Annotated in this window: 19 protein-coding genes; 9 read left to right on the top strand and 10 right to left on the bottom strand. The window is 71.3% G+C overall.

All coding sequences use genetic code 11. The features are described from left to right. Nucleotides 1–174 precede the first annotated feature (174 nt). Nucleotides 175–858: a phosphatase PAP2 family protein gene (locus tag AB4Y78_RS14555; protein WP_441715245.1), complete on the bottom strand. Its 684-nt coding sequence runs from the start codon at nt 856–858 to the stop codon at nt 175–177. Between the two features lie 30 nt (nt 859–888). On the opposite strand from AB4Y78_RS14555, the gene AB4Y78_RS14550 reads away from it, so the two are divergent. From AB4Y78_RS14550 to AB4Y78_RS14525, 6 genes are all read left to right on the top strand, one after another. Then, entirely contained in the window at nt 889–1,698 is an 810-nt protein-coding gene (locus AB4Y78_RS14550; protein ID WP_441737266.1) for a TrmH family RNA methyltransferase, read from the top strand. Nucleotides 1,699–1,744: 46 nt separating this feature from the next. Further along, nucleotides 1,745–2,386, top strand: a complete 642-nt coding sequence (locus AB4Y78_RS14545) for a VOC family protein (protein WP_007924509.1) — start codon at nt 1,745–1,747, stop codon at nt 2,384–2,386. A gap of 10 nt (nt 2,387–2,396) precedes the next feature. Further along, a complete protein-coding gene (locus AB4Y78_RS14540; protein WP_441715241.1) occupies nt 2,397–3,707 on the top strand; it encodes a sensor histidine kinase in 1,311 nt (436 codons plus the stop codon). After that, entirely contained in the window at nt 3,704–4,387 is a 684-nt protein-coding gene (locus tag AB4Y78_RS14535) for a response regulator (protein WP_259910892.1), read from the top strand. Before AB4Y78_RS14540 ends, AB4Y78_RS14535 begins: the two co-directional genes overlap by 4 nt. Before the next feature lie 142 nt (nt 4,388–4,529). After that, nucleotides 4,530–5,447, top strand: coding sequence for an ABC transporter ATP-binding protein (locus tag AB4Y78_RS14530; protein ID WP_007924520.1), 918 nt, complete (start codon nt 4,530–4,532; stop codon nt 5,445–5,447). Then, on the top strand, nt 5,444–6,613 hold the full coding sequence (locus AB4Y78_RS14525; protein ID WP_007924533.1) for an ABC transporter permease: 1,170 nt from the start codon (nt 5,444–5,446) through the stop codon (nt 6,611–6,613). The genes AB4Y78_RS14530 and AB4Y78_RS14525 overlap by 4 nt, the downstream gene beginning before the upstream one ends. 88 nt (nt 6,614–6,701) lie before the next feature. On the opposite strand, the gene AB4Y78_RS14520 is transcribed toward AB4Y78_RS14525, so the two are convergent. The 7 genes from AB4Y78_RS14520 to AB4Y78_RS14490 all read right to left on the bottom strand — a co-directional run bounded on the left by AB4Y78_RS14520 (nt 6,702) and on the right by AB4Y78_RS14490 (nt 15,620). After that, on the bottom strand, nt 6,702–8,909 hold the full coding sequence (locus AB4Y78_RS14520; protein ID WP_306512008.1) for a heavy metal translocating P-type ATPase: 2,208 nt from the start codon (nt 8,907–8,909) through the stop codon (nt 6,702–6,704). Between the two features lie 58 nt (nt 8,910–8,967). Next, on the bottom strand, nt 8,968–9,249 hold the full coding sequence (locus AB4Y78_RS14515) for a metal-sensitive transcriptional regulator (RefSeq protein WP_265230118.1): 282 nt from the start codon (nt 9,247–9,249) through the stop codon (nt 8,968–8,970). Between the two features lie 178 nt (nt 9,250–9,427). Then, nucleotides 9,428–10,678, bottom strand: coding sequence for a threonine ammonia-lyase IlvA (ilvA, locus tag AB4Y78_RS14510; protein WP_441715237.1), 1,251 nt, complete (start codon nt 10,676–10,678; stop codon nt 9,428–9,430). Between the two features lie 41 nt (nt 10,679–10,719). Further along, the gene (locus tag AB4Y78_RS14505; protein WP_441715235.1) at nt 10,720–11,094 is read right to left on the bottom strand and encodes a DUF779 domain-containing protein; all 375 of its coding nucleotides are present in this window, start codon (nt 11,092–11,094) and stop codon (nt 10,720–10,722) included. 29 nt (nt 11,095–11,123) lie between these two features. Further along, nucleotides 11,124–12,647, bottom strand: a complete 1,524-nt coding sequence (exaC, locus tag AB4Y78_RS14500; protein WP_282072308.1) for an acetaldehyde dehydrogenase ExaC — start codon at nt 12,645–12,647, stop codon at nt 11,124–11,126. A 94-nt stretch (nt 12,648–12,741) separates the two neighbouring features. Further along, nucleotides 12,742–14,394 (bottom strand): phosphoglucomutase (alpha-D-glucose-1,6-bisphosphate-dependent), encoded by a 1,653-nt coding sequence (pgm, locus tag AB4Y78_RS14495; protein WP_441715231.1) that lies wholly within the window; start codon nt 14,392–14,394, stop codon nt 12,742–12,744. A 17-nt stretch (nt 14,395–14,411) separates the two neighbouring features. Beyond that, nucleotides 14,412–15,620, bottom strand: a complete 1,209-nt coding sequence (locus AB4Y78_RS14490; RefSeq protein WP_441715229.1) for a transcriptional regulator — start codon at nt 15,618–15,620, stop codon at nt 14,412–14,414. Between the two features lie 161 nt (nt 15,621–15,781). Between AB4Y78_RS14490 and AB4Y78_RS14485 the strand changes: the two genes are divergently transcribed. From AB4Y78_RS14485 to AB4Y78_RS14475, 3 genes are all read left to right on the top strand, one after another. Continuing rightward, the gene (locus AB4Y78_RS14485) at nt 15,782–16,636 is read left to right on the top strand and encodes a transglutaminase-like domain-containing protein (protein WP_441715227.1); all 855 of its coding nucleotides are present in this window, start codon (nt 15,782–15,784) and stop codon (nt 16,634–16,636) included. A gap of 34 nt (nt 16,637–16,670) precedes the next feature. Beyond that, the gene (locus tag AB4Y78_RS14480; RefSeq protein WP_441715225.1) at nt 16,671–18,776 is read left to right on the top strand and encodes an MMPL family transporter; all 2,106 of its coding nucleotides are present in this window, start codon (nt 16,671–16,673) and stop codon (nt 18,774–18,776) included. 162 nt (nt 18,777–18,938) lie between these two features. After that, nucleotides 18,939–20,018 carry an SGNH/GDSL hydrolase family protein gene (locus AB4Y78_RS14475; RefSeq protein ID WP_441715223.1) on the top strand — a complete coding sequence of 360 codons (1,080 nt, stop codon included), beginning with the start codon at nt 18,939–18,941 and terminating at the stop codon, nt 20,016–20,018. 19 nt (nt 20,019–20,037) lie between these two features. On the opposite strand, the gene purB is transcribed toward AB4Y78_RS14475, so the two are convergent. Together purB and AB4Y78_RS14465 are read right to left on the bottom strand one after the other, a co-directional pair. Then, entirely contained in the window at nt 20,038–21,447 is a 1,410-nt protein-coding gene (purB, locus tag AB4Y78_RS14470) for an adenylosuccinate lyase (RefSeq protein WP_007924548.1), read from the bottom strand. Between the two features lie 71 nt (nt 21,448–21,518). Beyond that, entirely contained in the window at nt 21,519–22,154 is a 636-nt protein-coding gene (locus tag AB4Y78_RS14465; protein ID WP_007924549.1) for a hypothetical protein, read from the bottom strand. Between the last annotated feature and the right edge of the window lies 1 nt (nt 22,155).

The following is a 22,155-nucleotide window of genomic DNA, read 5'->3' as shown; positions in this document are numbered from 1 at the left end:
CACGCAGTCCACGGGGCATTAGCGTGGGACATAGGGCAGGTTCCTTCCGACTCATGAGGCTTCGAACACCTTCATCTTGTCGCCAAGGGACCTGCCCGCCCTACACCCGACCTGGTGTCACCAACCTCATGCCCCGCAACACCTAGGGAGATGCGCAGGTGGGGCCGTATTTCCCTAGGGAGATGTGGAGTCGGCGGGCGGCGGGTCAGCGGCAGGACGAAGGGGGAAGCGGCGCAGCCCGACGAGCGCCAGGGCCGACCCGAGGACCAGCCCGGCGGCGACGTCGCTGACGTAGTGGACGCCGAGGACGATCCGGTCGGCGGCCGTCAGCGCCGTCGCGACGACGACGAGCAGGGTGGCGCCCCAGCGGATCGAGACCGTGGCCACGAGGGTCAGCAGGGCGATGAGCAGGACCGCGCCGAGGGCGGCATTCGTCGCGTGCCCGCTCGGGTAGGACCAGCTGCCGTACGAGACGACCGCGTCCTCCGGGCGGGCCCGCTGCACGATCTCCTTGCACACCGCACCGAGCGCCCACCCGACGAGGCCGATCGCCGGCACGACGAGCACCGACCTCCCGACCAGCCCACGGACCCACAGCGTCACCGCGACCACGACCACGAGCGGGTGCACGACCCACGGCCCGCTGAGGGCCGACCACGCACGGGCGACGTCACCCAGCCACGGCGCCGACAGGACGAGGTCGGTGCCGGCGGCCACGCCCCCTTCGTCCAGCGCCCGGGCCCAGTCGGCCGGGATGAGCACCCAGCGACCCAGCGCGGCGACGACCAGCATGGCGAGCGACATCGCACCCAGTGCGACGACGACGCGGCGAGCTGAGACGCGGTAGTCCGGGGGCATCCACCGATTGTGGGGCATGCTTGATCCGCCATGTCCGATCTCGTCATCACGTCCCCGGCCAACCAGCGCCTCAAGGACCTCGTCACCCTGCGCCGCCGCCGCATCCGCGAGAGCACCGGCGCGACCCTCGTCGAGGGGCTCGAGGAGACCTCGCTCGCTCTCGACGCCGGTGTCCGGCCGCGCACGCTCTTCCACTGTCCCGAGCTCATGCTCGACCCCCGGGTCGGTGCCGCTTTCGTCGAGCGGGCCCGCGACGCGGGGGCCGAGGTCGTCGAGCTCGGCCGCACCGCCTTCGAAAAGGTCGCTTACCGCGAGGGCCCCGACGGCATCCTCGCCAAGGTCCCGGCTCCCGGCCGACGCCTCGACGAGGTCGACCTGCCGGACGGCGCTCTCGTCCTCCTGTGCGAAGGGGTCGAGAAGCCCGGCAACCTCGGCGCGATGCTCCGCACCGCCGACGCCGCCGGCGTCTCGCTCGTCATCGCCGCCGACCCGGTGACCGACTGGGGCAACCCCAACGTCATCCGGTCGAGCAAGGGCACGGTCTTCAGCGTCCCCGTCGCCGCCGCGACGACCGAGGAGGCCTGGGCCTGGCTGGCCGCCCACGACGTCGAGATCATCGCGACGACGCCCGACACCCAGGTCGAGCACACCGACGTCGACCTCACCGGGGCCGTGGCGGTCGCCGTCGGGTCCGAGAAGTACGGGCTCACCGACATCGCGCTCGAGCGCGCCCAGCACCACGTGCGGATCCCCATGGTGGGCCGGGCGAACTCGCTCAACGTCGCCACCTCTGCGGCGATCGTCGTCTACGAGGCCGTGCGGCAGCGGCGGACCGCCTGACCGACCCGATTACGGCCCCACGCGTGGCCTGTGCCACCATGCCTGCATGCGCGTTGACCACGTCTCCTATGCCGCAGACCAGTCCGGTGTCAAGGCCACTGCCGAGCGTCTCGGCGAGGCCCTGGGCGTCACCCCGTGCGACGGGGGCATCCACCCGCGCTTCGGCACGCGCAACATGATCCTGCCGCTCGCACACGAGCGGTACGTCGAGATCGTCGAGGTCCTCGACCACCCGAGCTCCGACAAGGCCCCCTTCGGCCAGGTCGTGCGCGCCCGCTCCGAGGCCGGCGGCGGCTGGATGGGCTGGGTCATCCGCGTCGACGACGACCTCGCCGCCGTCGAGGCCCGCCTCGACCGCACCGCGGTCGAGGGCAACCGTCGTCTCGCCGACGGTCGCGAGTTCCTCTGGAAGCAGATCGGCATCAAGGGCACGCTCGCTGACCCGCAGCTGCCCTTCTTCGTCAAGTGGGGCGAGGGCTCCCCGCACCCCTCCGCCGAGGCGAGCACCGACGTCACCATCTCGTCCCTGATGATCGCCGGCGACCCGGCGCGGGTCACCGACTGGCTCGGCGGCCTGCCGCCCGAGGAGACCTCGTCGGTCATCACCTTCGACTTCGTCGCCCCGCACGGCACCCCCGGCCTGATGTCGGTCACCTTCAACACCCCGGGTGGCCCGGTCACCCTCTGACCGCCCCGACATGGCCTGGTCCGACCGCCTCGGCGACTTCTTCGCCCTCGACGACGACTGGGTCCGCCCCGGCGGCACGATCAGCCGTGGCGACATCGTCTTCACCGCGGCCGTCGTCGCCGCCTCGCTCTTCGTCCTGGAGCTCATGCGTTCGCTCGGCGGACTCGTCGACAACGACTCCGGGCGGTGGATGCAGTGGGTCTACACCGCGGTCCCCGCGCTCTTCCTGCTGACCCGGCGGCGCTTCCCGCTCGCCACGGTCATCGCCGCCTCGATCGCCTACTGGGCCATCTCGACGATCGACCCGCCCATGGCGAGCCTGCTGTCGACGCAGATCGCGTACTTCCTCGTCGTCCTCGGTGGCGTGGCGTGGGCACGGCAGCGCAGCGAGATGGCGATCGTCTACGGGGTGATCATCTTCGCGATGTTCCTCTGGCTGGTCTGGGGGATGGCCGTCGGGCAGTCGTTGAGCGACCTGGTCCAGGCCGCTGACCCCGCCGCCTGGCTGCCCGCCACCATCGCCGCACCCCTCATGCTCGGTCTCATCAACCTCCTGTACTTCGGCGGCGCCGTCCTCGGCGGCCAGGTCGCCTGGCGTGCCGCCCGGCAGCGCGCCCGCCTCGAGCAGCAGACCGTGACGATCAGCGAGCAGACCGAGCAGCTGCGCGAGAGCGCGGTCGTCGAGGAGCGTCTGCGCATCGCCCGCGAGCTGCACGACGTCGTCGCACACCACGTCTCGAGCATCGGCGTGCAGGCGGCAGCGGCCCGCCGGGTCCTCGACCGTGACCCCACCGCGGCGAAGGGAGCCCTGGCCACCATCGAGGACGCCTCCCGTGACGCCGTCACCCAGATGCGCGGTCTGCTTGGCACGCTGCGGACCGGGGGCACCGTCCGCGACGAGGACGAGCACGCACCCCAGCCGACCCTCGCCGACATCCCGTCGATCGTCGCCGAGCGGAGCAGCGCCGGCCTGAGCATCGCCCACGAGGTCGTCGAGGCCACCGACGGGGACCTCGCCGCCGTGCCGCAGGCCGTCGGGCACTCGCTCTACCGCACCGCCCAGGAGGCGCTCACCAATGTCACCCGGCACTCCACCGCCCAGCGCGCCCGCGTCACCGTCCGCGTCGACGCGAGCTATGCCGAGGTCGAGGTGACCGACGACGGCCGGCCGCGCCCCGGCACCTCCGGCACCGGCATGGGGCAGCTCGGCATCCGCGAGCGCATCTCCTCCCACAAGGGGTCGGTCGAGATCGGCCCGCGCCCCCTCGGCGGCTACCGGGTGCGGGCGCGGATCCCCCTTCGACCGGGGCCGTCGACGTGACCGCACCCCTGCGGGTCCTGCTCGTCGACGACCAGGCGCTCATCCGCTCCGGCTTCGCGATGATGCTCTCCGTCGAGGACGACCTCGAGGTGGTCGGGCAGGCGTCGACGGGCCGCGAGGCCATCGACCTGGCGGCCGAGCTCCACCCCGATGTCATCGTCATGGACGTGCAGATGCCCGTCATGGACGGCATCACCGCGACCCGCGAGGTCGTCGCGCGGGACCTCGGCCGGGTCATCATCCTCACGACCTTCGACAGCGACGACTACCTCTTCGCCGCGCTGCAGGCGGGCGCGAGCGGCTTCCTGCTCAAGAATGCGCAGGCCGAGCAGCTCGTCGACGCGCTGCGGGCCGTCGGTCACGGGCACGCGCTGCTCGCACCCGAGGTGACCCAGCGGGTCATCGCCCAGATGTCCGTCGGGCCCGCCACCCAGCCGGGGGGTGCCGGTCGTCACGCCGGGCTGCTCGGCCAGCTCACCGACCGTGAGCGCGACGTGCTGCGGCTCATGGGTGTGGGCCGGTCCAATGCCGAGATCGCCGACGAGCTCGTCATCGGCGCGGCCACGGTCAAGACGCACGTCTCGAGCATCTTCGCCAAGCTGCAGGTGCGTGACCGCGTGGGTGCGGTGATCATCGCCCACGAGTCGGGTCTCGTCGTCGACGGCGGCTCGGCGGGCTGACCCCCCTTCGTCGGACGAAGGGGGGGGGAGGGCCCCACCGTCGCGGGGGAGGTGCCTCCCCCCACGGGGGGAGGGGCCCGCGACCCCAAGACCAGCCTCGAGGCTGATCCGCGGTGCCGGCGGGATCCATAGCGTTGGGGTCATGGACACGACACCGCAGACGATCACCGTGGAGGGGCTGACCCGACGCTTCGGCGACTTCACCGCCGTCGACCACATCGGCTTCACCGTCCCCCAGGGCAAGATGACCGGATTTGTCGGGGGCAACGGCGCCGGCAAGACGACGACGATGCGCATGATCATGGGCGTCCTGTCGATCACCGAGGGGCGGGTGCTCTGGGGTGACCGGCCGATCACGGCCGCCGACCAGCGATCCATCGGCTACATGCCGGAGGAGCGCGGCCTCTACCCGAAGCAAAAGGTCGCCGACCAGCTGATCTACCTCGGGCAGCTGCGGGGCATGACCGCCAAGGCCTCCCGCGAGTCGGTCATGACCCTGCTCGAGCGCCTCGGGCTCGAGGAGCGCACCGAGGACACCGTCGAGTCCCTCTCCCTCGGCAACCAGCAGCGCGTGCAGATCGCCGCGGCGCTGATGATCGAGCCGGCCGCGCTCATCCTCGACGAGCCCTTTTCCGGGCTCGACCCCGACGCCGTCGACTCGATGGCCGACCTGCTGCGCGAGCACACCGCCCGTGGCGTGCCGGTCCTGTTTTCCAGCCACCAGCTCGACCTCGTCGACCGCCTGTGCGACGAGCTGGTCATCCTCGCCAAGGGGCAGGTCCGCGCCTCCGGTACCCCGACCGACCTGCGGGGCGGCGCGCCGCGCCGGCACCGCCTCGTCGCGGCCCGGGACGCCGGCTGGGTCCGTGACCTGCCCGGCATCGCCGCCGTCGACGTCGACGGGCCCGTCGCCGTGCTCGACCTGAGCGCCGACTCCGAGGCGGAGCGGCAGCGACTGCTCGGCGAGGTCCTCGCGGAGGGCCTGCGCCGCGGTGGCGTCACCGAGCTCTCCCCGATCATCCCGCCACTGTCCGAGGTCTACCGAGAGGTGACAGCATGAAGACCACACACGCATGGACCCTCGTCGCCAAGCGCGAGCTGTCCGTCCGACTGCGCGACAAGACCTTCATCGGGTCCACCCTGCTCTCGCTCGTCATCCTCGTCGCCGTCTTCGGGTTCCAGGCGTGGAATGCCAACAAGGCGACGACGTACGACCTGGCCGTCACCAGCCAGTCGCAAGAGATGGGCCAGGCGATCGTGGACGCGGCTCCCGGCATCGACGACAAGGTGAGCGTCCAGCTCATCGACGTCGACGACGCCGCAGCCGCAGAGGCGGCCGTCACGGACGAGAGCGCCGACGCCTACCTGGCGCCCACCGACGACGGCTGGCAGCTCACCGGCAAGGCGGACGTCCCGAGCACCCTCCAGGACATCGCCACCCAGACCGTGAGCAGCGTCGCCCTGGCCGCCAACGCCGACAAGGCAGGCACCGACATCGCGACCCTGCAGCGGGGGACGACCCTGACCACGGACATCCTCGACGGGGACGCCGAGCAGCAGGGCATCGCCAAGGCGGTCGGCTTCGGCATGGCGATCCTCTTCTACATGTCGGCGGCGATCTTCGGCATGTACCTCGCGATGAGCGTGACGGAGGAAAAGCAGTCCCGGATCGTCGAGATCATCGCGACATCGATCCCCCTGCGCCACCTGCTCTTCGGCAAGCTCATCGCGGCCATCGCGCTCGCGGTCGGGCAGCTGCTGCTCTACGCGGCGGTGGCGGTGGTCGGCGCGAGCTTCACCGACTGGGGTGACATGCTGCCGGGCCTGACCTCCGGGCTGGCGTGGTTCGTCATCTTCTTCATCGCCGGCTTCACGATGATCGCGGCGCTGTACGCCGTGTCGGGTGCTCTGGCCTCGCGCCAGGAGGACATCCAGTCGACGTCCTTCCCCGTGACGATGCTGCTCATGGTGATGTTCTTCGGCGCGATGTTTGCCAGCGGCACGGTCGTCGACGTGCTTGCGTGGATCCCGCCCTTCTCGGCGATCCTCCAGCCGATGCGCCTGGTCTCGGGCGAGGCGCAGTGGTGGGAGGCGGTCATCAGCCTGGGTCTGCTCGCCGCGGCCACCGTCGCCGTCATCCTCGTCGCCGAGCGGATCTACCGCCGGGCGCTCATGCAGACGGGCGGCAAGCTCACGTACAAGGACGCGTGGAACGCCGAGCTCTGACGCACACGGACCGATCGGCCGGGCACCGCAGGGGTGGTGCCCGGCCGATCGTGCGTCCCTCCGGTGCCGGAGCGAAGGGGGAGAGCCGTCAGTCCTCGACGGCCCGCCGCAGGCGCAGGGAGTTGAGCACGACGAGCACCGAGCTCAGGGCCATCGCGGCGCCGGCGATCATCGGGTTGAGCAGGCCGGCCATCGCGAGCGGGATGGCGGCGATGTTGTAGCCGAAGGCCCAGGCGAGGTTTTGCTTGATGACGTCGAGCGTGGCCCGGGAGAGGGCGATCGCGCGGGGGACGGACTCGAGGTCGGCGTGGACCAGGACGATGTCGGCGGACTCCATCGCGACGTCGGTGCCCGTGCCCATCGCCATGCCGAGGTCGGCCCTGACGATGGCGGCGGCGTCGTTGATGCCGTCGCCGACCATGGCGACGACCCTCCCGGAGTCCTGGAGGCGCGCGATCTCGTCGTGCTTGTCCTGGGGGCGCACGTCGGCCACGACGTGCTCGGGGTCGATGCCCACCTGGGCGGCGATCTTGGTCGCGTTGTGCTCGTTGTCGCCGCTGAGCAGCCACACCTGCAGCCCCTCGGCCCGCAGGGCCCGGATCGCGTCACCGGAGGTGTCGCGGACCTCGTCGGCGACGGTCAGGGCCCCGCGGGCGACGCCGTCCCAGCCGACGAAGACGGTCGTGCCGGGCCGCTCGAGCGTCGCGAGCTCGGCCGGCACCTCGTCGAAGAGGTCTGCGCGGCCGACGGTGACCCGGGTGTCCTTGATCGTCGCGACCGCGCCGGAGCCCGGCAGCGCCTCGAAGTCCCGGATCGCCGGGACCTTGATGCCCTTGTCCTGGGCACGCCGGACGATCGCCCGGGCGATGGGGTGCTCGCTGCCCGACTCGACCGCGGCCGCGGCGGTGAGGACCGCGGCCGGGTGCAGGCCGGGGGCCGCGGCGAGGTCGGTCACCTGCGCGACGCCCGTGGTGATCGTGCCGGTCTTGTCCAGGACGATCGTGTCGATCCGTCGGGTGTCCTCGAGGACCTGGGCGCCCTTGACGAGGATGCCGCGCTGGGCGCCGCGGCTCGTGCCGACGAGCAGGGCCATGGGCGTCGCGAGACCCAGGGCGCAGGGGCAGGCGATGATGAGGACCGTGACGGCGACGCCGAGCGCCGTCGTCGCCGAGCCGCTGCCGATCCACCACCCGACGAAGGTGAGCAGCGCCAGACCGAGCACCGCGGGCACGAAGTAGGCCGAGACACGGTCGGCGAGCCGCTGGATGTCGGCCTTGCCGGTCTGGGCCTGCTCGACGAGGCGGACGATGGCGGAGTACGTCGTGTCGGACCCGACGGCGGTCGCCTCGACGACGAGCCGGCCGGAGGTGTTGACCGTGCCGGCGTCGACGTGGTCACCGCTGCGGACGTCGACGGGCAGGGACTCGCCGGTGACGAGCGAGGTGTCGATGGAGCTCGTGCCGTCGATGACGGTGCCGTCGGTGGCGACCTTTTCGCCCGGACGGACGATGAAGTGGTCGCCCACCTGCAGGTCGTCGAGGGGGATGTTGACCTCGGTCGTCGCGCGGGTGCGGGAGTCGATCCGCTGCACGGCCACTCCCTTCGACCCGAGGTCCATGAGCTCGGTGAGCGCGGAGCGCCCCTCGTCGGTGCTGCGGGCCTCGAGCCACCGACCGAGGAGGAGGAAAGTGGTGATGACCGCCGCGGTCTCGAAGTAGTAGTGGCCGTGAGGTCCGGCCCCGGTGAGCAGGGTGACCGTCGACCAGAGGTAGGCGGCGCTCACGCCGAGGCTCACGAGGGTGTCCATCGTGGAGGCGAGGTGCCGGGCGTTGAGGTAGGCCGCCCGGTGGAAGGGCCACGCCGCCCACGTCACGACCGGTGTGGCGAGCAGCCACTGCAGCCAAGGGTTGGCGGCGAAGTCCCACGGGCCCATGGCGAGGACCACGACGACGAGGGCCAGGGCTCCGGCCACGACGGCCCGGCGCTGCAGATCGGCGCGCTTGATGGGCGTGTGCGTCGGGGGGGCGAGCCGGCTCTCGGGGGTGATGACGCTGGCACCGTAGCCGGCGGACTCGACCGAGGCGACGAGGTCGTCGACGGTGACGTCGTCGGGGTAGCTGACGCGCGCCTTTTCCGTCGCGAGGTTGACCACGGCCTCGACGCCGTCGATCTTGCCGAGGTTGCGCTCGATCCGGGCGGAGCATGACGCGCACGTCATGCCGGTGATCGCCAGGTCGACGCTCTGCCCGGAGGTCGTCGTGGTGGCCGGATCGGTCGTGGGGCTGGTGGTGCTCATGGGGTCATCATCTCGAGTCGTGTCGGCATGGCCGGGGAGGCGAAGGGGGTGGGTCGGGTCAGGAGCGCACGAGGCGGGCGATGGCGGCGCTGGCCTCGGTGACCTTGGCGGCCGCAGCCTCGTCGGACTCCTTGGCAGCGTCGACGACGCAGTGACCGATGTGGTCCTCGAGCAGGCCCAGGCTCACGGCCTGCAGCGCCTTGGTCGCGGCGGCGACCTGGGTCAGGATGTCGATGCAGTAGGTGTCCTCGTCGACCATCCGCGAGATGCCGCGGATCTGCCCCTCGACGCGCCTGAGTCGCTTGAGGTAGTCGTCCTTGCTGCCGCTGTACCCGGCCATGCGGTCCTCCGTCTCGTGGGTCTCACCATCGCGAACACCATACCCCCTCAGGGTATTTCCTCGACGCTCGAACCCGTGCATTTCCCTAGGCAAATACGGCAGGCCTGCGCATTTCCCTAGGCAAATACGGGAGGCCTGCGCATTTCCCTAGGCAGATGCGCAGGGTGAGGGAGAGCGGTCAGCCGATGAAGCGGAAGAGCGGGCTCGTCGGGTCGACCCGCTCGATGACCAGCGGGGAGGCCTCCATCCGGGCGAGGAGGGGGACCAGGTCGTCGGGGTGGCCGAGCTCGAGACCCACGAGCGCCGGCCCGGTCTCCCGGTTGCTCCGCTTGACGTACTCGAAGTACGCGATGTCGTCGTCGGGCCCGAGCACCTCGTCGAGGAAGCGGCGCAGCGCGCCCGGCTCCTGGGGGAAGGTGACGAGGAAGTAGTGCTTGCGGCCCTCGTGGATCAGCGCCTTCTCGACGATCTCCGCGTACCGGGAGACGTCGTTGTTGCCGCCCGAGACGACCGCGACGACGGTCGACCCGGGCTCGATCCGCAGGTCCGGCAGGACGGTCGTGGCGAGGGCGCCGGCGGGCTCGGCGATGATCCCGTCCGCCTGGTACATCGCGAGCATCTCGACGCACAGGGCGCCCTCGGAGACCGAGGTGAGGTGGGTGCCGGTCGCCGCGACGGCCGCGTGGGTGAGGTCTCCGACGCGGCGGACCGCAGCCCCGTCGACGAAGGGGGAGACCTCCTCCAGGTCGACCGGCCGGCCGGCGGCGAGGGCTGCCGCCATCGACGCGGCACCCTCGGGCTCCACCCCGACGAGGCGGGTGGTCGAGGCGTGGGCGGCCAGCCACGTCGCCATCCCGCCGAGGAGCCCGCCGCCGCCGACGGGCACCGTGACGAGGTCGGGGACCCGCCCCAGCTGCGCGACGATCTCGTTCGCGACGGTGCCCTGACCGGCCATCGTGTCGAGGGCGTCGAAGGCGGGGACGACCACGGCCCCGGTGTGGGCCGCGTCCTGCGCGGCCGCGGTCGCCGCGTCGTCGTACACCTCGCCGGTGACGATGACCTCGACGAGGTCGCCCCCGAGGGCCGCGACACGGTCACGCTTCTGCCGAGGGGTGTTGCGCGGCAGGTAGATCCGCGCCCCGACGCCCAGGCGCTGACCGGCGAAGGCGACGCCCTGGGCGTGGTTGCCCGCGGAGGCGGCGACGACTCCCTTCGCCCGCTCCTCGTCGCTCAGGCCGGCGATGAAGTTGAAGGCTCCGCGCAACTTGTAGGAGCGGACCGGCTGAAGGTCCTCGCGCTTGAGCCAGACCTCGGCCCCGGTCGCGACGGAGAGGCGGTCGCTGCGGTGCAGCGGGGTGGGGGGCAGCACGTCGGCGAGCACCCGGGCGGCGGCATCGACGGCGGCTGCGGTGAGGAGGGGAGCGGTCACGACCCCACGGTAGACCTGCTCGCTCCGCCGCCCCACCCCGCTCAGAGGAGGTCGAACTCCCGCAGCTCGTCCTCGGTCATCAGGCGCGAGCGGATGAGGAAGCGCACGCCCTCGGGTGCCTCGACCGAGAAGCCGGACCCGCGCCCCGGGACGACGTCGACCGTGAGGTGGGTGTGCTTCCAGTACTCGTACTGCGACACGCTCATCCAGAAGTCGATCGGTGTGAAGCCCTCGCCGGTCAGCGTGCCGAGGTTGATGTCGGCCTCGCTGGTGATGAAGTCCCCCGCCGGGTAGCACATCGGCGACGACCCGTCGCAGCAGCCGCCGCTCTGGTGAAACATCAGCGGGCCGTGGCGCTGCTCGAGCTTCGCGAGCAGCGCTGCTGCCTCCTCGGTGAGGTCGACGCGTGCACCCATGGCGGGGGACTCCCTTCGGTCGGGCTCGATCAGAAGAAGCCGAGCTTGTTCTGGTCGTAGCTGACGAGCAGGTTCTTGGTCTGCTGGTAGTGCTCGAGCATCATCTTGTGGTTTTCGCGCCCGATGCCCGACTGCTTGTACCCGCCGAAGGCCGCGTGGGCCGGGTACTGGTGGTAGCAGTTGGTCCACACGCGACCGGCCTGGATCCCGCGCCCCATGGCGAAGGTCGTGTGCGCGCTGCGGGACCAGACGCCGGCGCCGAGGCCGTAGAGGGTGTCGTTGGCGATCTGCAGCGCCTCGTCCTCGTCGGCGAAGGAGGTCAGCGAGACGACCGGTCCGAAGATCTCCTCCTGGAAGATCCGCATCGAGTTCTTGCCCTCGAAGACCGTCGGCGCGATGTAGTAGCCGCCGGACAGGTCGCCGCCGAGGTCGACCGACTCGCCACCGGTGAGCACCTTGGCGCCCTCCTCGCGGCCGATCGCCAGGTAGCTCTTGATCTTCTCGAACTGGTCGTTGCTCGCCTGGGCGCCCATCGTCGTCTCGGTGTCGAGCGGGTTGCCCTGCGTGATCGCCTCGACGCGCTTGACGGCGTCGCCGACGAACTGCTCGTACATGCCCTGCTGCACGAGCGCGCGGGAGGGGCAGGTGCAGATCTCGCCTTGGTTGAGGGCGAACATCGTGAAGCCCTCGAGCGCCTTGTCGTAGAAGGCGTCCTGCTCGGCCGCGACGTCGTCGAAGAAGACGTTGGGCGACTTGCCGCCGAGCTCGAGGGTGACGGGGATGATGTTCTGGCTGGCGTACTGCATGATCAGCCGGCCGGTGGTCGTCTCGCCGGTGAAGGCGATCTTGGCGATGCGGGGACTGGAGGCGAGCGGCTTGCCGGCCTCGACGCCGAAGCCGTTGACGACGTTGAGCACGCCCGGGGGCAGCAGGTCGGCGATGAGCTCGACGACCTTGAGGATCGACCACGGGGTCTGCTCGGCTGGCTTGAGGACGATGCAGTTGCCGGCGGCCAGCGCCGGAGCGATCTTCCACACGCCCATGAGGATCGGGAAGTTCCACGGGATGATCTGGCCGACGACGCCGAGAGGCTCGTGGAAGTGGTACGCCATCGTGTTGTGGTCGATCTCCGAGATGCTGCCTTCCTGGGCACGGATCGCGCCGGCGAAGTAGCGGAAGTGGTCGACCGCGAGCGGGATGTCGGCGGCGAGCGTCTCGCGCACGGCCTTGCCGTTGTCCCAGGTCTCGATGACCGCGATGTCCTCGAGGTTGGCCTCGATGGTGTCGGCGATCTTGAGCAGGATGTTGGAGCGGTCGGTGGTCGAGGTGCGGCCCCACGCGTCCTTGGCGGCGTGCGCGGCGTCCAGCGCCTTGTCGATGTCCTCGGCGGTGCTACGGGCGACCCGGGTGAAGACCTGACCGGTCACCGGGGTGATGTTGTCGAAGTACTCGCCGTTCACGGGGGCGACCCACTCGCCACCGATGAAGTTGTCGTACTGCTCCTTGACCTCGATGGTCGAGTCCGAGCTGCCGGGCGGGCTGTAGACGGCCATGTCTGCCTCCTGGGGTCAATCGACGACGCACCGTTGCGAAGTCGTCCTGGGCCGACCGTAGGACGAGGAAGGTTGGCCAAAGGTTGGTCGGTCGTCAGCCGCCCAGTGCCGCGTCCACGACGGCCTTGGCGTCCGTCTGCACTTGGGCCAGGTGCTCGGGCCCGCGGAAGGACTCGGCGTAGATCTTGTAGACGTCCTCGGTGCCCGACGGGCGGGCGGCAAACCATGCCGACTCGGTGATGACCTTGAGCCCGCCGATCGCCGCGCCGTTGCCGGGCGCCTCGGTGAGCTTGGCCGTGATCGCCTCTCCCGCAACCGAGTCCGCGGTGACGGCGGCCGGGGTCAGGGCCTTGAGGGCAGCCTTCTGCTCACGGGTCGCGAGCGCGTCGACGCGGGCGTAGGCGGGCTCGCCGTGGCGGGCGACGAGGTCGGCGTAGTGCTCACTGGGAGAGCGACCGGTGGTCGCGAGGATCTCGGAGGCGAGCAGCGCGAGGATGATGCCGTCCTTGTCAGTGGTCCACACCGACCCGTCGTGGCGGAGGAAGGAGGCGCCGGCCGACTCCTCGCCGCCGAAGCCGACCGAGCCGTCGAGCAGGCCGGGGACGAACCACTTGAAGCCGACCGGCACCTCCCACAGGTCCATGCCGAGGTCGGCCGCGACGCGGTCGATCATGGAGCTCGACACGAGCGTCTTGCCGATGCGCCGACTCGACCATCCCGGACGCGCGCCGCCGTGCAGGTACTGGATCGCGACGGCGAGGTAGTGGTTGGGGTTCATCAGCCCCGCGTCGGGCGTGACGATGCCGTGCCGGTCGGAGTCTGCGTCGTTGCCGGTCGCGATGTCGTACCGATCGCGTTGTGCGACAAGGCTCGCCATCGCGGACGGCGAGCTGCAGTCCATCCGGATCCTGCCGTCCTTGTCGAGGGTCATGAACCGCCACGTCGGGTCGACGAGCGGGTTCACCACCGTGAGGTCGAGGCCGTGTCGCTCGCCGATCTCGCCCCAGTAGTGCACGGCCGCCCCGCCCATCGGGTCGGCGCCGATCTGCACTCCGACGTCCCGGATCCTTTGCAGGTCAACGACGCTCGGCAGGTCGGTGACATAGGCGGCGAGGTAGTCGTGGTCGGTCGCGGCGGCCCGGGCCCGGGCGAAGGGAGTCCGCCGCGCCTGCCGCAGGCCGTCACGCAGGTGGGCATTGGCCGCGTCGGCGATGGCGCTGGTGACGTCGGTGTCGGCGGGCCCGCCGTGGGGCGGGTTGTACTTGAACCCACCGTCGCTCGGGGGGTTGTGCGAGGGGGTGACGACGATGCCGTCGGCCAGCCCCATCCCCTTCGCCGTGAGGTCCTTGCCCCGGTTGGCCGTGAGGATCGCGTGCGAGATCGCGGGGGTCGGGGTGTAGCCGTCGCGGGAGTCGACGAGGACGGTGACACCGCCGGCGACGAGGACCTCGAGGGCGGTGGTCCACGCCGGCTCGGAGAGGGCGTGCGTGTCGCGGCCGAGGAAGAGCGGGCCGTCGATGCCGGCGGCGCGGCGGTGGTCGACGATTGCCTGGGTCGTCGCGAGGATGTGCGCCTCGTTGAAGGACCCGGTGAGCGAGGAGCCCCGGTGCCCGCTCGTGCCGAAGGCGACCTGCTGGTCGACGTCGTCGGGGTCGGGCTGGACCGCGTAGTAGGCGGTGACGACGTGGCTGACGTCGATGAGGTCCTCGGGCAGTGCGGGCTGGCCCGCTCGGTCGGCTGCGCTCATGGCCCGACGCTACCGCCCTACCGCAGCACCGCCGCCAGCCGCGCGGTCAGCGGTGCCCGGGCCGGGTGGCGCCCATCGCCCAGCTCGTCGAGCGCCCGCTGCAGCACCTCGGTGTCGGCGACGACCTCGCTGTAGGCGAGGACCGCCGAGGGGTCGGGGTCGGTGAGCAGGCACTCGCGGACGGCGACCGCGAGGTACTCCGCGGTCTCGGTGAGCAGGGGTGAGCTGGTCCCGGGGACGAGGTCGCCGCCGTAGGCGTCGACGGCGGAGCGGGCATCGCCGCGCCGCACCGCTGCTCGCACCGCGTCGACGTCGCTGACCACCGGCAGGTCGAGTCGGTAGGGGCGCGATGCGAGCCGGCCGCCGAGGGCCGAGCGCAGGTGGCTGACCTCCGACTTCAGGGTGCTCGTCGAGACCCGCTCGTCGCCGTAGAGGTGGGCGTGCAGCTCGCCGAGCGAGAGCCCGTCGGGGTGCAGCGCGAGGATCGCGAGGATCTCGACCTGGCGTCGGGTGAGGAGCAGCCGTGACCCGTCGAGGTGGACCTCGCTCGCGCCGAGCAGCCGCAGGTGCAGCCCCTGGTGGGCGGGCAGGGTCAGCGTCGACGCGAGCGACGACGCGGGGATCGCCGTCTCGAGGAGACGCGCCAGCGCCTGGGCGGTGGCGGCGCCGATGGGGTGGCTGCGGTCCCACGTCGTCGACAGGTCGAGCACCCCGAGCTGGGCACCGGTCACCGGGTCGTGGACGGGCGCGGCCCAGCAGGCCCAGCTGTGCACGATCGGGGCGTAGTGCTCGGCGGCGAAGACGGTCGAGACGGCGTCGGTGCGCAGGGCGAGGTTGAGCGCATTGGTCCCCACGCTGCCCTCGTCCCACCGGCCGCCGGCGACGAAGTTGACCTGCTCGGCGGCGCTGCGCATGACCCGCCCGCCGTAGGTCCACAGGATGCGGGTCTGCGGGTCGGTGACCGCGACGACGAGGTCACCGTCCTCCGCGGCGGACCGCAGCGCGCCCTCGAGGCGGTTGACGGCGGCCGACAGCGGTGACTCCGCGAAGAGGGTGGCGGTCTCCCCTTCGTCCGCCAATGGCGCGGCCTCGACGGTCGCCGGCAGGTGCTCGGCGGACCGCTCCCACGACGAGAGGATCTCGGGGCGCACCTGCTCGGGGGCAATGCCCTCGCGCCAGTGCTCCCAGGCGCGCTGCAGCGTGCGCTGTCGGCCGGACTCCGCCATCGGCCACCTCCTCGTGGTCGCCGCCAGCGTAGAGCGCGGGCTGCGCATCTCCCTAGGAGAGGCGCAGGCCCCGCCGTATTTCCCTAGGGAAATCACCGAACCACACCCGACCGCACCTCGTCGCTTTGACGTGGGGGCCCCGCGCGCTGTCCCATGGGCCTATGACCGACCTCGCGATCGTCGACGCCGCTGCCACCCCGCTCCAGGCCCGGGTCGGCACCAAGTTCGCCTACGGCACGACGGGGGTCCGCGAGGCGCTGCTGTCCTTCGCGGTCTCCAACGCCCACGACATCCTCGAGGAGGAGATCCTCATCCACGCCAGCGGGCGTGAGGTGCAGGCGCGTGAGCTCGCGGGCAACCACGGCACCCGGCTCCACCTCGTCGAGGGCGTCGGCGACGGGTGGCTCGAGGTGACCTACTCCGCACTCGTCGACATCACCCGGCCGACCGGCGACCAGGTGGGACGCGAGATCGACTTCGACCGGTGGGTCTTCACCCGGCCGAGCCGCTACGCCGAGTCGGACCGCCTGGCGCCCATGGCTGCTCGGCTCTTCCCGACCCAGACGGGCGTGGAGCGGGTCAAGGCCGTCGGCGAGTGGGTCAACACGCACATGGCCTACATCTCCGGCTCCAGCCGGGGAACCGACGGCGCGGTCGACTCGATCCTCCAGGCGTCGGGGGTCTGCCGCGACTTCGCGCACGTCGTCGTCGCGCTGCTGCGTGCGCTGGGGACGCCGGCGCGCCTGGTCTCGGTCTACGCGCCCGGTCTTCGGCCGATGGACTTCCACGCCGTCGCCGAGGCCTGGGTCGACGACGCCTGGCACATCGTCGACGCGACACGCCTGGCGCCACGCGAGTCGATGATCCGCATCGCCACCGGCCGCGATGCGGCCGACACCGCCTTCCTCACCACCCGTGGCGGGCGCATGACCTTCAACCGTCAGGTCGTCACGGCTGCGCTCACCGAGGGCGCCCTCCCGCAGGAGGACCCCTCCGCGCTCGTGCGTCTGCCCTGAGGACGGCTGTCCCATGCTCGTCTAGGTTTGGGGCATGTCACTCCGCAGACGGCCCACGGCCGTGCCCCGCATCGTCGCGGGCGTCGTCATCGTGCTCTGGTTTGTCGTGGCCGGCGTCGGTGGCCCGCTCGTGGGGCAGCTGAGCAGCGTGCAGGACAACGACCAGGCGTCCTTCCTGCCCGCCGACGCCGAGTCGACGCAGGTGAGCGCGCGACTCGGTGACTTCGGCGCCGACGCGACCTTGCCCCTCCTGCTCGTCGTCGAGGACGACGGCGGCATCGACCGGTCGACGATCGGCCTGCTGCAGGGCTGGGCCGAGCGGTTGCCCGACCAGCAGGTCGACAGCGTGCCCGGCACGCTGGGTGAGCTGCTCGCGTCCGACACCCTGCCGGTGATCCCCGCTGACGACGGGGCGGCCGTCCTCGTCCCGCTCGAGCTCGACGCCGCCGAGGTCGAGGAGCGTGTCGACGGCGAGGCGATCTCGACACGCGTCGTCGACGCACTTCGCGGTGACCTTGCTCTCGACGTGACCGGAGAGGTCTCCGTGACCGGACCGGCCGGCTTCACCGCTGACCTCGGTGAGGCCTTCGCGGGCATCGACGGGATCCTCCTGCTCGTCGCGCTCGCCGTCGTCCTCGTCATCCTCGTGCTCGTCTATCGCAGTCCGGTCCTCCCCTTCGCCGTGCTCGTCACGAGCGTGTGCGGTCTGGCCCTGGCCGCGCTGGTCATCCACCCGATGGCCGAGGCCGGGTGGATCCAGCTGTCGGGACAGAGCCAGGGCATCCTCTTCATCCTCGTCGTCGGGGCCGCGACCGACTACGGGCTGCTGCTCGTCGCCCGCTATCGCGAAGAGCTGCACCGGGCCGACCCGCTGCCCGCGCTGCGCGTGGCCTGGCGGCAGACGCTCGGCCCGGTCATGGCGAGCGGGCTGACGGTCATCGCCGGCCTGCTCTGCCTGCTGTTGTCGGACCTGGGCAACATCTCGGGTCTCGGGCCGGTCGGCGCCCTCGGCATCGTCGGGGCCATGGTGGCCGCGCTCACCCTGCTGCCTGCGGTGCTGGCGCTGCTGGGGCGCGCAGCCTTCTGGCCCTCCCCGCCCCGCCGCGACGACGCGCCGCGGCACCGCCTCTGGCAGGGCGTCGCCGACCGTGTCACCCGACGGCCGCGCCGCACGTGGGTCGTCACCGCCGCCGCGATGTTCGTCGCGGCGGGCGCGGCGACGACTTTTGACGCCTCGGGCATCACGCAGGCGCAGTTCTTCACGACCGAGGTCGAGTCGGTGCGTGGGCAGGAGGTCATCGACAGGCACTTCGACGGCGGTGACCAGCGGCCGGTCCAGGTGATCGTCCCGGCGTCCGCGACGACCGAGGCGAAGGCGGTGCTCGCCGACCACCCGCAGGTGGCCGAGCGCGTCGAGGAGTCGGCCGAGCGGGGCGGCTCCGACGCCCTGCTGAGCGCGCCGCTCACCGTGGGTTCCGAGTCCGACGAGGCGCGCGAGGTCGTGCTCGAGCTGCGTGACGAGGTGCGTGCCGTGAGCCCCGAGGCCCTCGTCGGCGGGGCGACGGCCACGAGCGTCGACACCGACGCCGCGAGCCAGCGCGACTACGTCGTCGTCATCCCGGCGATCCTGCTCGTCGTCACGCTCATCCTTGTCGGTCTGCTGCGATCGGTCGCCGCGGCCGCGTTGCTCGTCGTCGTCAACGTGCTCGGCTTCGCGGCGACGCTTGGGGTCGCCGCGGTGGTCTTCGGCCTGCTCGGGTACCCCGGCGCAGACCCGTCGACCCCTGTCCTCGCCTTCGTCTTCCTCGTGGCGCTCGCGGTCGACTACTCCATCTTCCTCATGACGCGGGCGCGGGAGGAGTCGCTGCAGGTGGGCACGCGCCGCGGCATCGCCCAGGCGGTCGCGGTGACCGGCGGGGTCATCACGAGCGCGGGCGTGGTGCTCGCGGCGACCTTCTCGGCGCTGTGGGTCATCCCGCTGCTCTTCCTCGCGCAGATCGCCTTCATCGTCGCCTTCGGGGTGCTGCTCGACACCATCGTCACGCGCTCGATCCTCGTCCCCTCCCTCGTGGCCGATCTGGGGGACCGCGTTTGGTGGCCGTGGGCAGGGCGGATCGCGGCCGACGAGCCGCGAGAGTGATCGAGGTGGGTCCCTCGGGCCCACGAGGTGCTCCGCAGCGCCGGTACGGGGGCGGGCTGCTCGCGGGGTGAGACGCATCTGGTGCACGCCCCACCTCCTGAAGTTACTCTGGAGTAACCAAGGTCGATCACCGGCGATCGACCCCCTGCCAGGAGGCCTGCCATGCGTCGCCCTCGAGTCCTGTCCACCCTCGCTGCGACCGCGGCACTCCTCGTCGCAGGTGCCTCTGGGGGTGCGTCTGCTGCCCCGGCGCCCACCGCTGCAGCGAAGACCCGACCCCACTACGTGACGCTCGGTGACTCCTACTCTGCCGGCAACGGGGCCGGCGCCTACGTGGAGAAGACCTGCTGGCGCTCACCCAACAACTACGGCCAGCGGGTGGCGACGCGGCAGGGTGCCACGCACACGACGGCCGCGTGCAGCGGCGGCGTCATCGACGACATCCTCTCCCCGCGTGAGCTCGGGTCCCCGACGCTGCGGACCCGGACCTACCGCGTCCCCGTGGGTGCGGTCGACGCACGCGCCCAGTGGCTGCGCCAGGCCAAGGCGGACAAGCTGTGCGGCACGCCGAGCCAGCGCGACTTCTCCTACACCTACTCGATCCGTTCGAGCGCCTCGGCGGGCTCCCTCTTCACCGCCACCGTCCGCTGCCAGCTCGTGGCACGCCCGCAGATCGACTCCGTGACGACCTCGACCGATGCGGTCTTCGTGACGATCGGCGGCAACGACCTGGGGTTCACGACGATCGCCACGCAGTGCATGGCGCTACGGGCGGCGGCCGGCTGCAAGCAGGCCATCGACGCTGCCAATGCCGAGATCGGCACCCTCAAGTCACGCACCAAGACGGTGCTCAAGGCGGTGCACGCCCGCTCCGGTGGTCGCGCAGAGGTCTACCTCCTGGGCTACCCGCACCTCATCAACACTCGGAGCCACAAGCTGAGCTCGACCTACGACTTCGGGCAGGAGCTCGACCGGCTGCAGCGGCGTGGCGACACGGCGCAGCGGGCCGCGATGCTCGAGCTGGACCGATCCACGACCGGGCGGGGCGGCTTCACCTTCGTCGACGTCAAGCCGGACTGGGGTGGCTACACCCACGGCATCGACCCGCGTCCCCTCGCCAGCCAGTCCAATGCCTGGCTGGTGCCGATCTTCGGCACCGGTCGCGAGTTCTCCGAGTGGGTGCACCCCAACGCCGCCGGGTGGGGCGCGAGTGCGCTGGCGCTCTACGCCGCCATGCGCTGAGCCACCCGGCGCCGGCAGATCAGTCGAGCAGGTCGACCAGCTGCGGCGCGATACCGATGTAGGTGGCGGGCGTCATCGCCGCGACCCGCTCCTCGACGTCGGCCGGCAGGCCGAGCCCACGGACGAAGTCGACGAGCTCGGGTTGACCGATGCGGCGCCCGCGGGTCAGCTCCTTGAGCCGCTCGTAGGGCTCGTCCATGCCCTCGACGCCCCGGGCGCCCAGCGCCCGCATCACCGACTGGATCGGCTCGCCGAGCACCTCCCAGTTGGCGTCGAGGTCGGCCGCCATGGCCTCGGGCACGGCGTCGAGACCGGCCAGGCCGCGGCCCGCGTTGTCGATCGCGAGGAGCGAGTGGCCGAGCGCGGTGCCGATGTTGCGCTGCATCGAGCTGTCGGTCAGGTCTCGCTGCAGGCGCGAGGTGACGAGCGTCGTCGCGAGCACGTCGAGGAGGGCATTGCTCACCTCGAGGTTGGCCTCGGCGTTTTCGAAGCGGATCGGGTTGACCTTGTGCGGCATCGTGCTCGAGCCGACGGTGCCCTGTCCACGCACCTGGGCGAAGTAGCCCATGGAGATGTAGCTCCACACGTCGGTGCAGAGGTTGTGCAGCACCCGGTTGTAGCGCGCGATGTCGGCGTAGATCTCGGCCTGCCAGTCGTGCGACTCGATCTGGGTGGTCAGCGGGTTCCACGTCAGGCCGAGACCCTCGACGAAGGACTGCGAGATCTCCAGCCAGTCGGCCTCGGGCACGGCGGCCAGGTGGGCGCCGAAGGTGCCGGTGGCGCCGTTGATCTTTCCGAGGTACTCGTCGGACGAGATGCGCCGCACCTGCCGCAGGAGCCGGTGCGCGAGGACAGCGAGCTCCTTGCCCATCGTGGTCGGCGTGGCCGGCTGTCCGTGCGTGTGGGCGAGCAGCGGCACGTCGCGCAGCTCGTCAGCCAGCGTCGCGACGGCCTCGGCGAGGGCGTCGGCTCGCGGCAGCCAGACCTGCTCGACGGCGCCCTGGACCATGAGCGCGTAGGAGAGGTTGTTGATGTCCTCGCTCGTGCAGCAGAAGTGGATGAGCTCGCACAGCCCGGCGTCCTCGGGCGCCGGCGCGATCTGGCGCAGGCGCTCCTTGAGGTAGTACTCGACGGCCTTGACGTCGTGCTGGGTGACCTTTTCGGTCGCGGCGAGCTCGGCGATGTCCTCGGGGCCGAAGTCCTCGACGACCTGCCGCAGGGCGGCCTGCTCGTCGGTGGTCAGCTGGCGCACGCCGGGCACGACCTGCCGGCTCGTCAGGTGGATGAGCCACTCGACCTCGACGTGCACGCGCATCCGGTTGAGCGCGGGCTCGCTCAGGTGGTCGATGAGCGGTGCGACGGCCGGACGGTAGCGACCGTCGAGCGCGCCGAGGGCGATCTGGGGCGTGGCGTCAGCGAGGCTCTGCATGGCGCCATCCTCCCAGAGACGAAGGGGGGCCCGGTCCCGGCGTCCACTGCAGGCCCGGCCGGTACGGCCGGTCAGGAGGTGTACGCCTGCGCGACGTCCTCGGCGATGGTGGTCAGCTGCTTGTCCGTGCGGTCGCCGTTGAGATCGGCCGCGAGGACCGTCAGGGTGAGTCCCCCGTCGAGCTCGGCGAAGAGGTAGACGTTGCCGCCTGAGGCGCCGGCCGGGTCGAGGGTGACGAGGGTGGCCTTCGTGCCGTCGTCGAGGGTGCGGCTCTCGGTCTTGGCGCCCGTGCCGGCGAACTCGTCGCTGGCGGCAGCGTCCTCGACGCTGGTGCCGTCCTCCGCGAGCCCCCAGCTCAAGGAAAATCCGGTGCCTTCGCCGAGGTCGGCCTCGTCGCCGGGGAGGACGTTGCACTGGCCTGAGAGATCGGAGACCTCGACGGGGAAGCCGACCCACTCCTCGAGCTCGTCGGGGGTCACCGCGCCGCAGTCGAGCCCGCCGCCTGCGCCGGAGGCGGAGGTCTCGCTGCCCTCCGACGACGTCTCGCTGCCCTCGGACGAGGTGCTCGAGCTCGTCGCATCCGTCGGGCTCGACGTGCGGCTCGACGCGGCCGAGCTCGAGGGGCTCTCCTCGGGTGACCCGGAGCAGGCGCCGAGGAGCAGCGCGGTGCCGAGGACGAGGGCGAGGGGGGCGGGGCCACGGGTCATG

Source organism: Janibacter sp. RAF52 (assembly GCF_052114035.1).
In the GTDB taxonomy this organism is placed as follows: domain Bacteria; phylum Actinomycetota; class Actinomycetes; order Actinomycetales; family Dermatophilaceae; genus Janibacter; species Janibacter hoylei.
The sequence above is the reverse complement of the archived record's forward strand: the minus strand, read 5'-3'. Positions and strand labels throughout refer to the sequence as shown.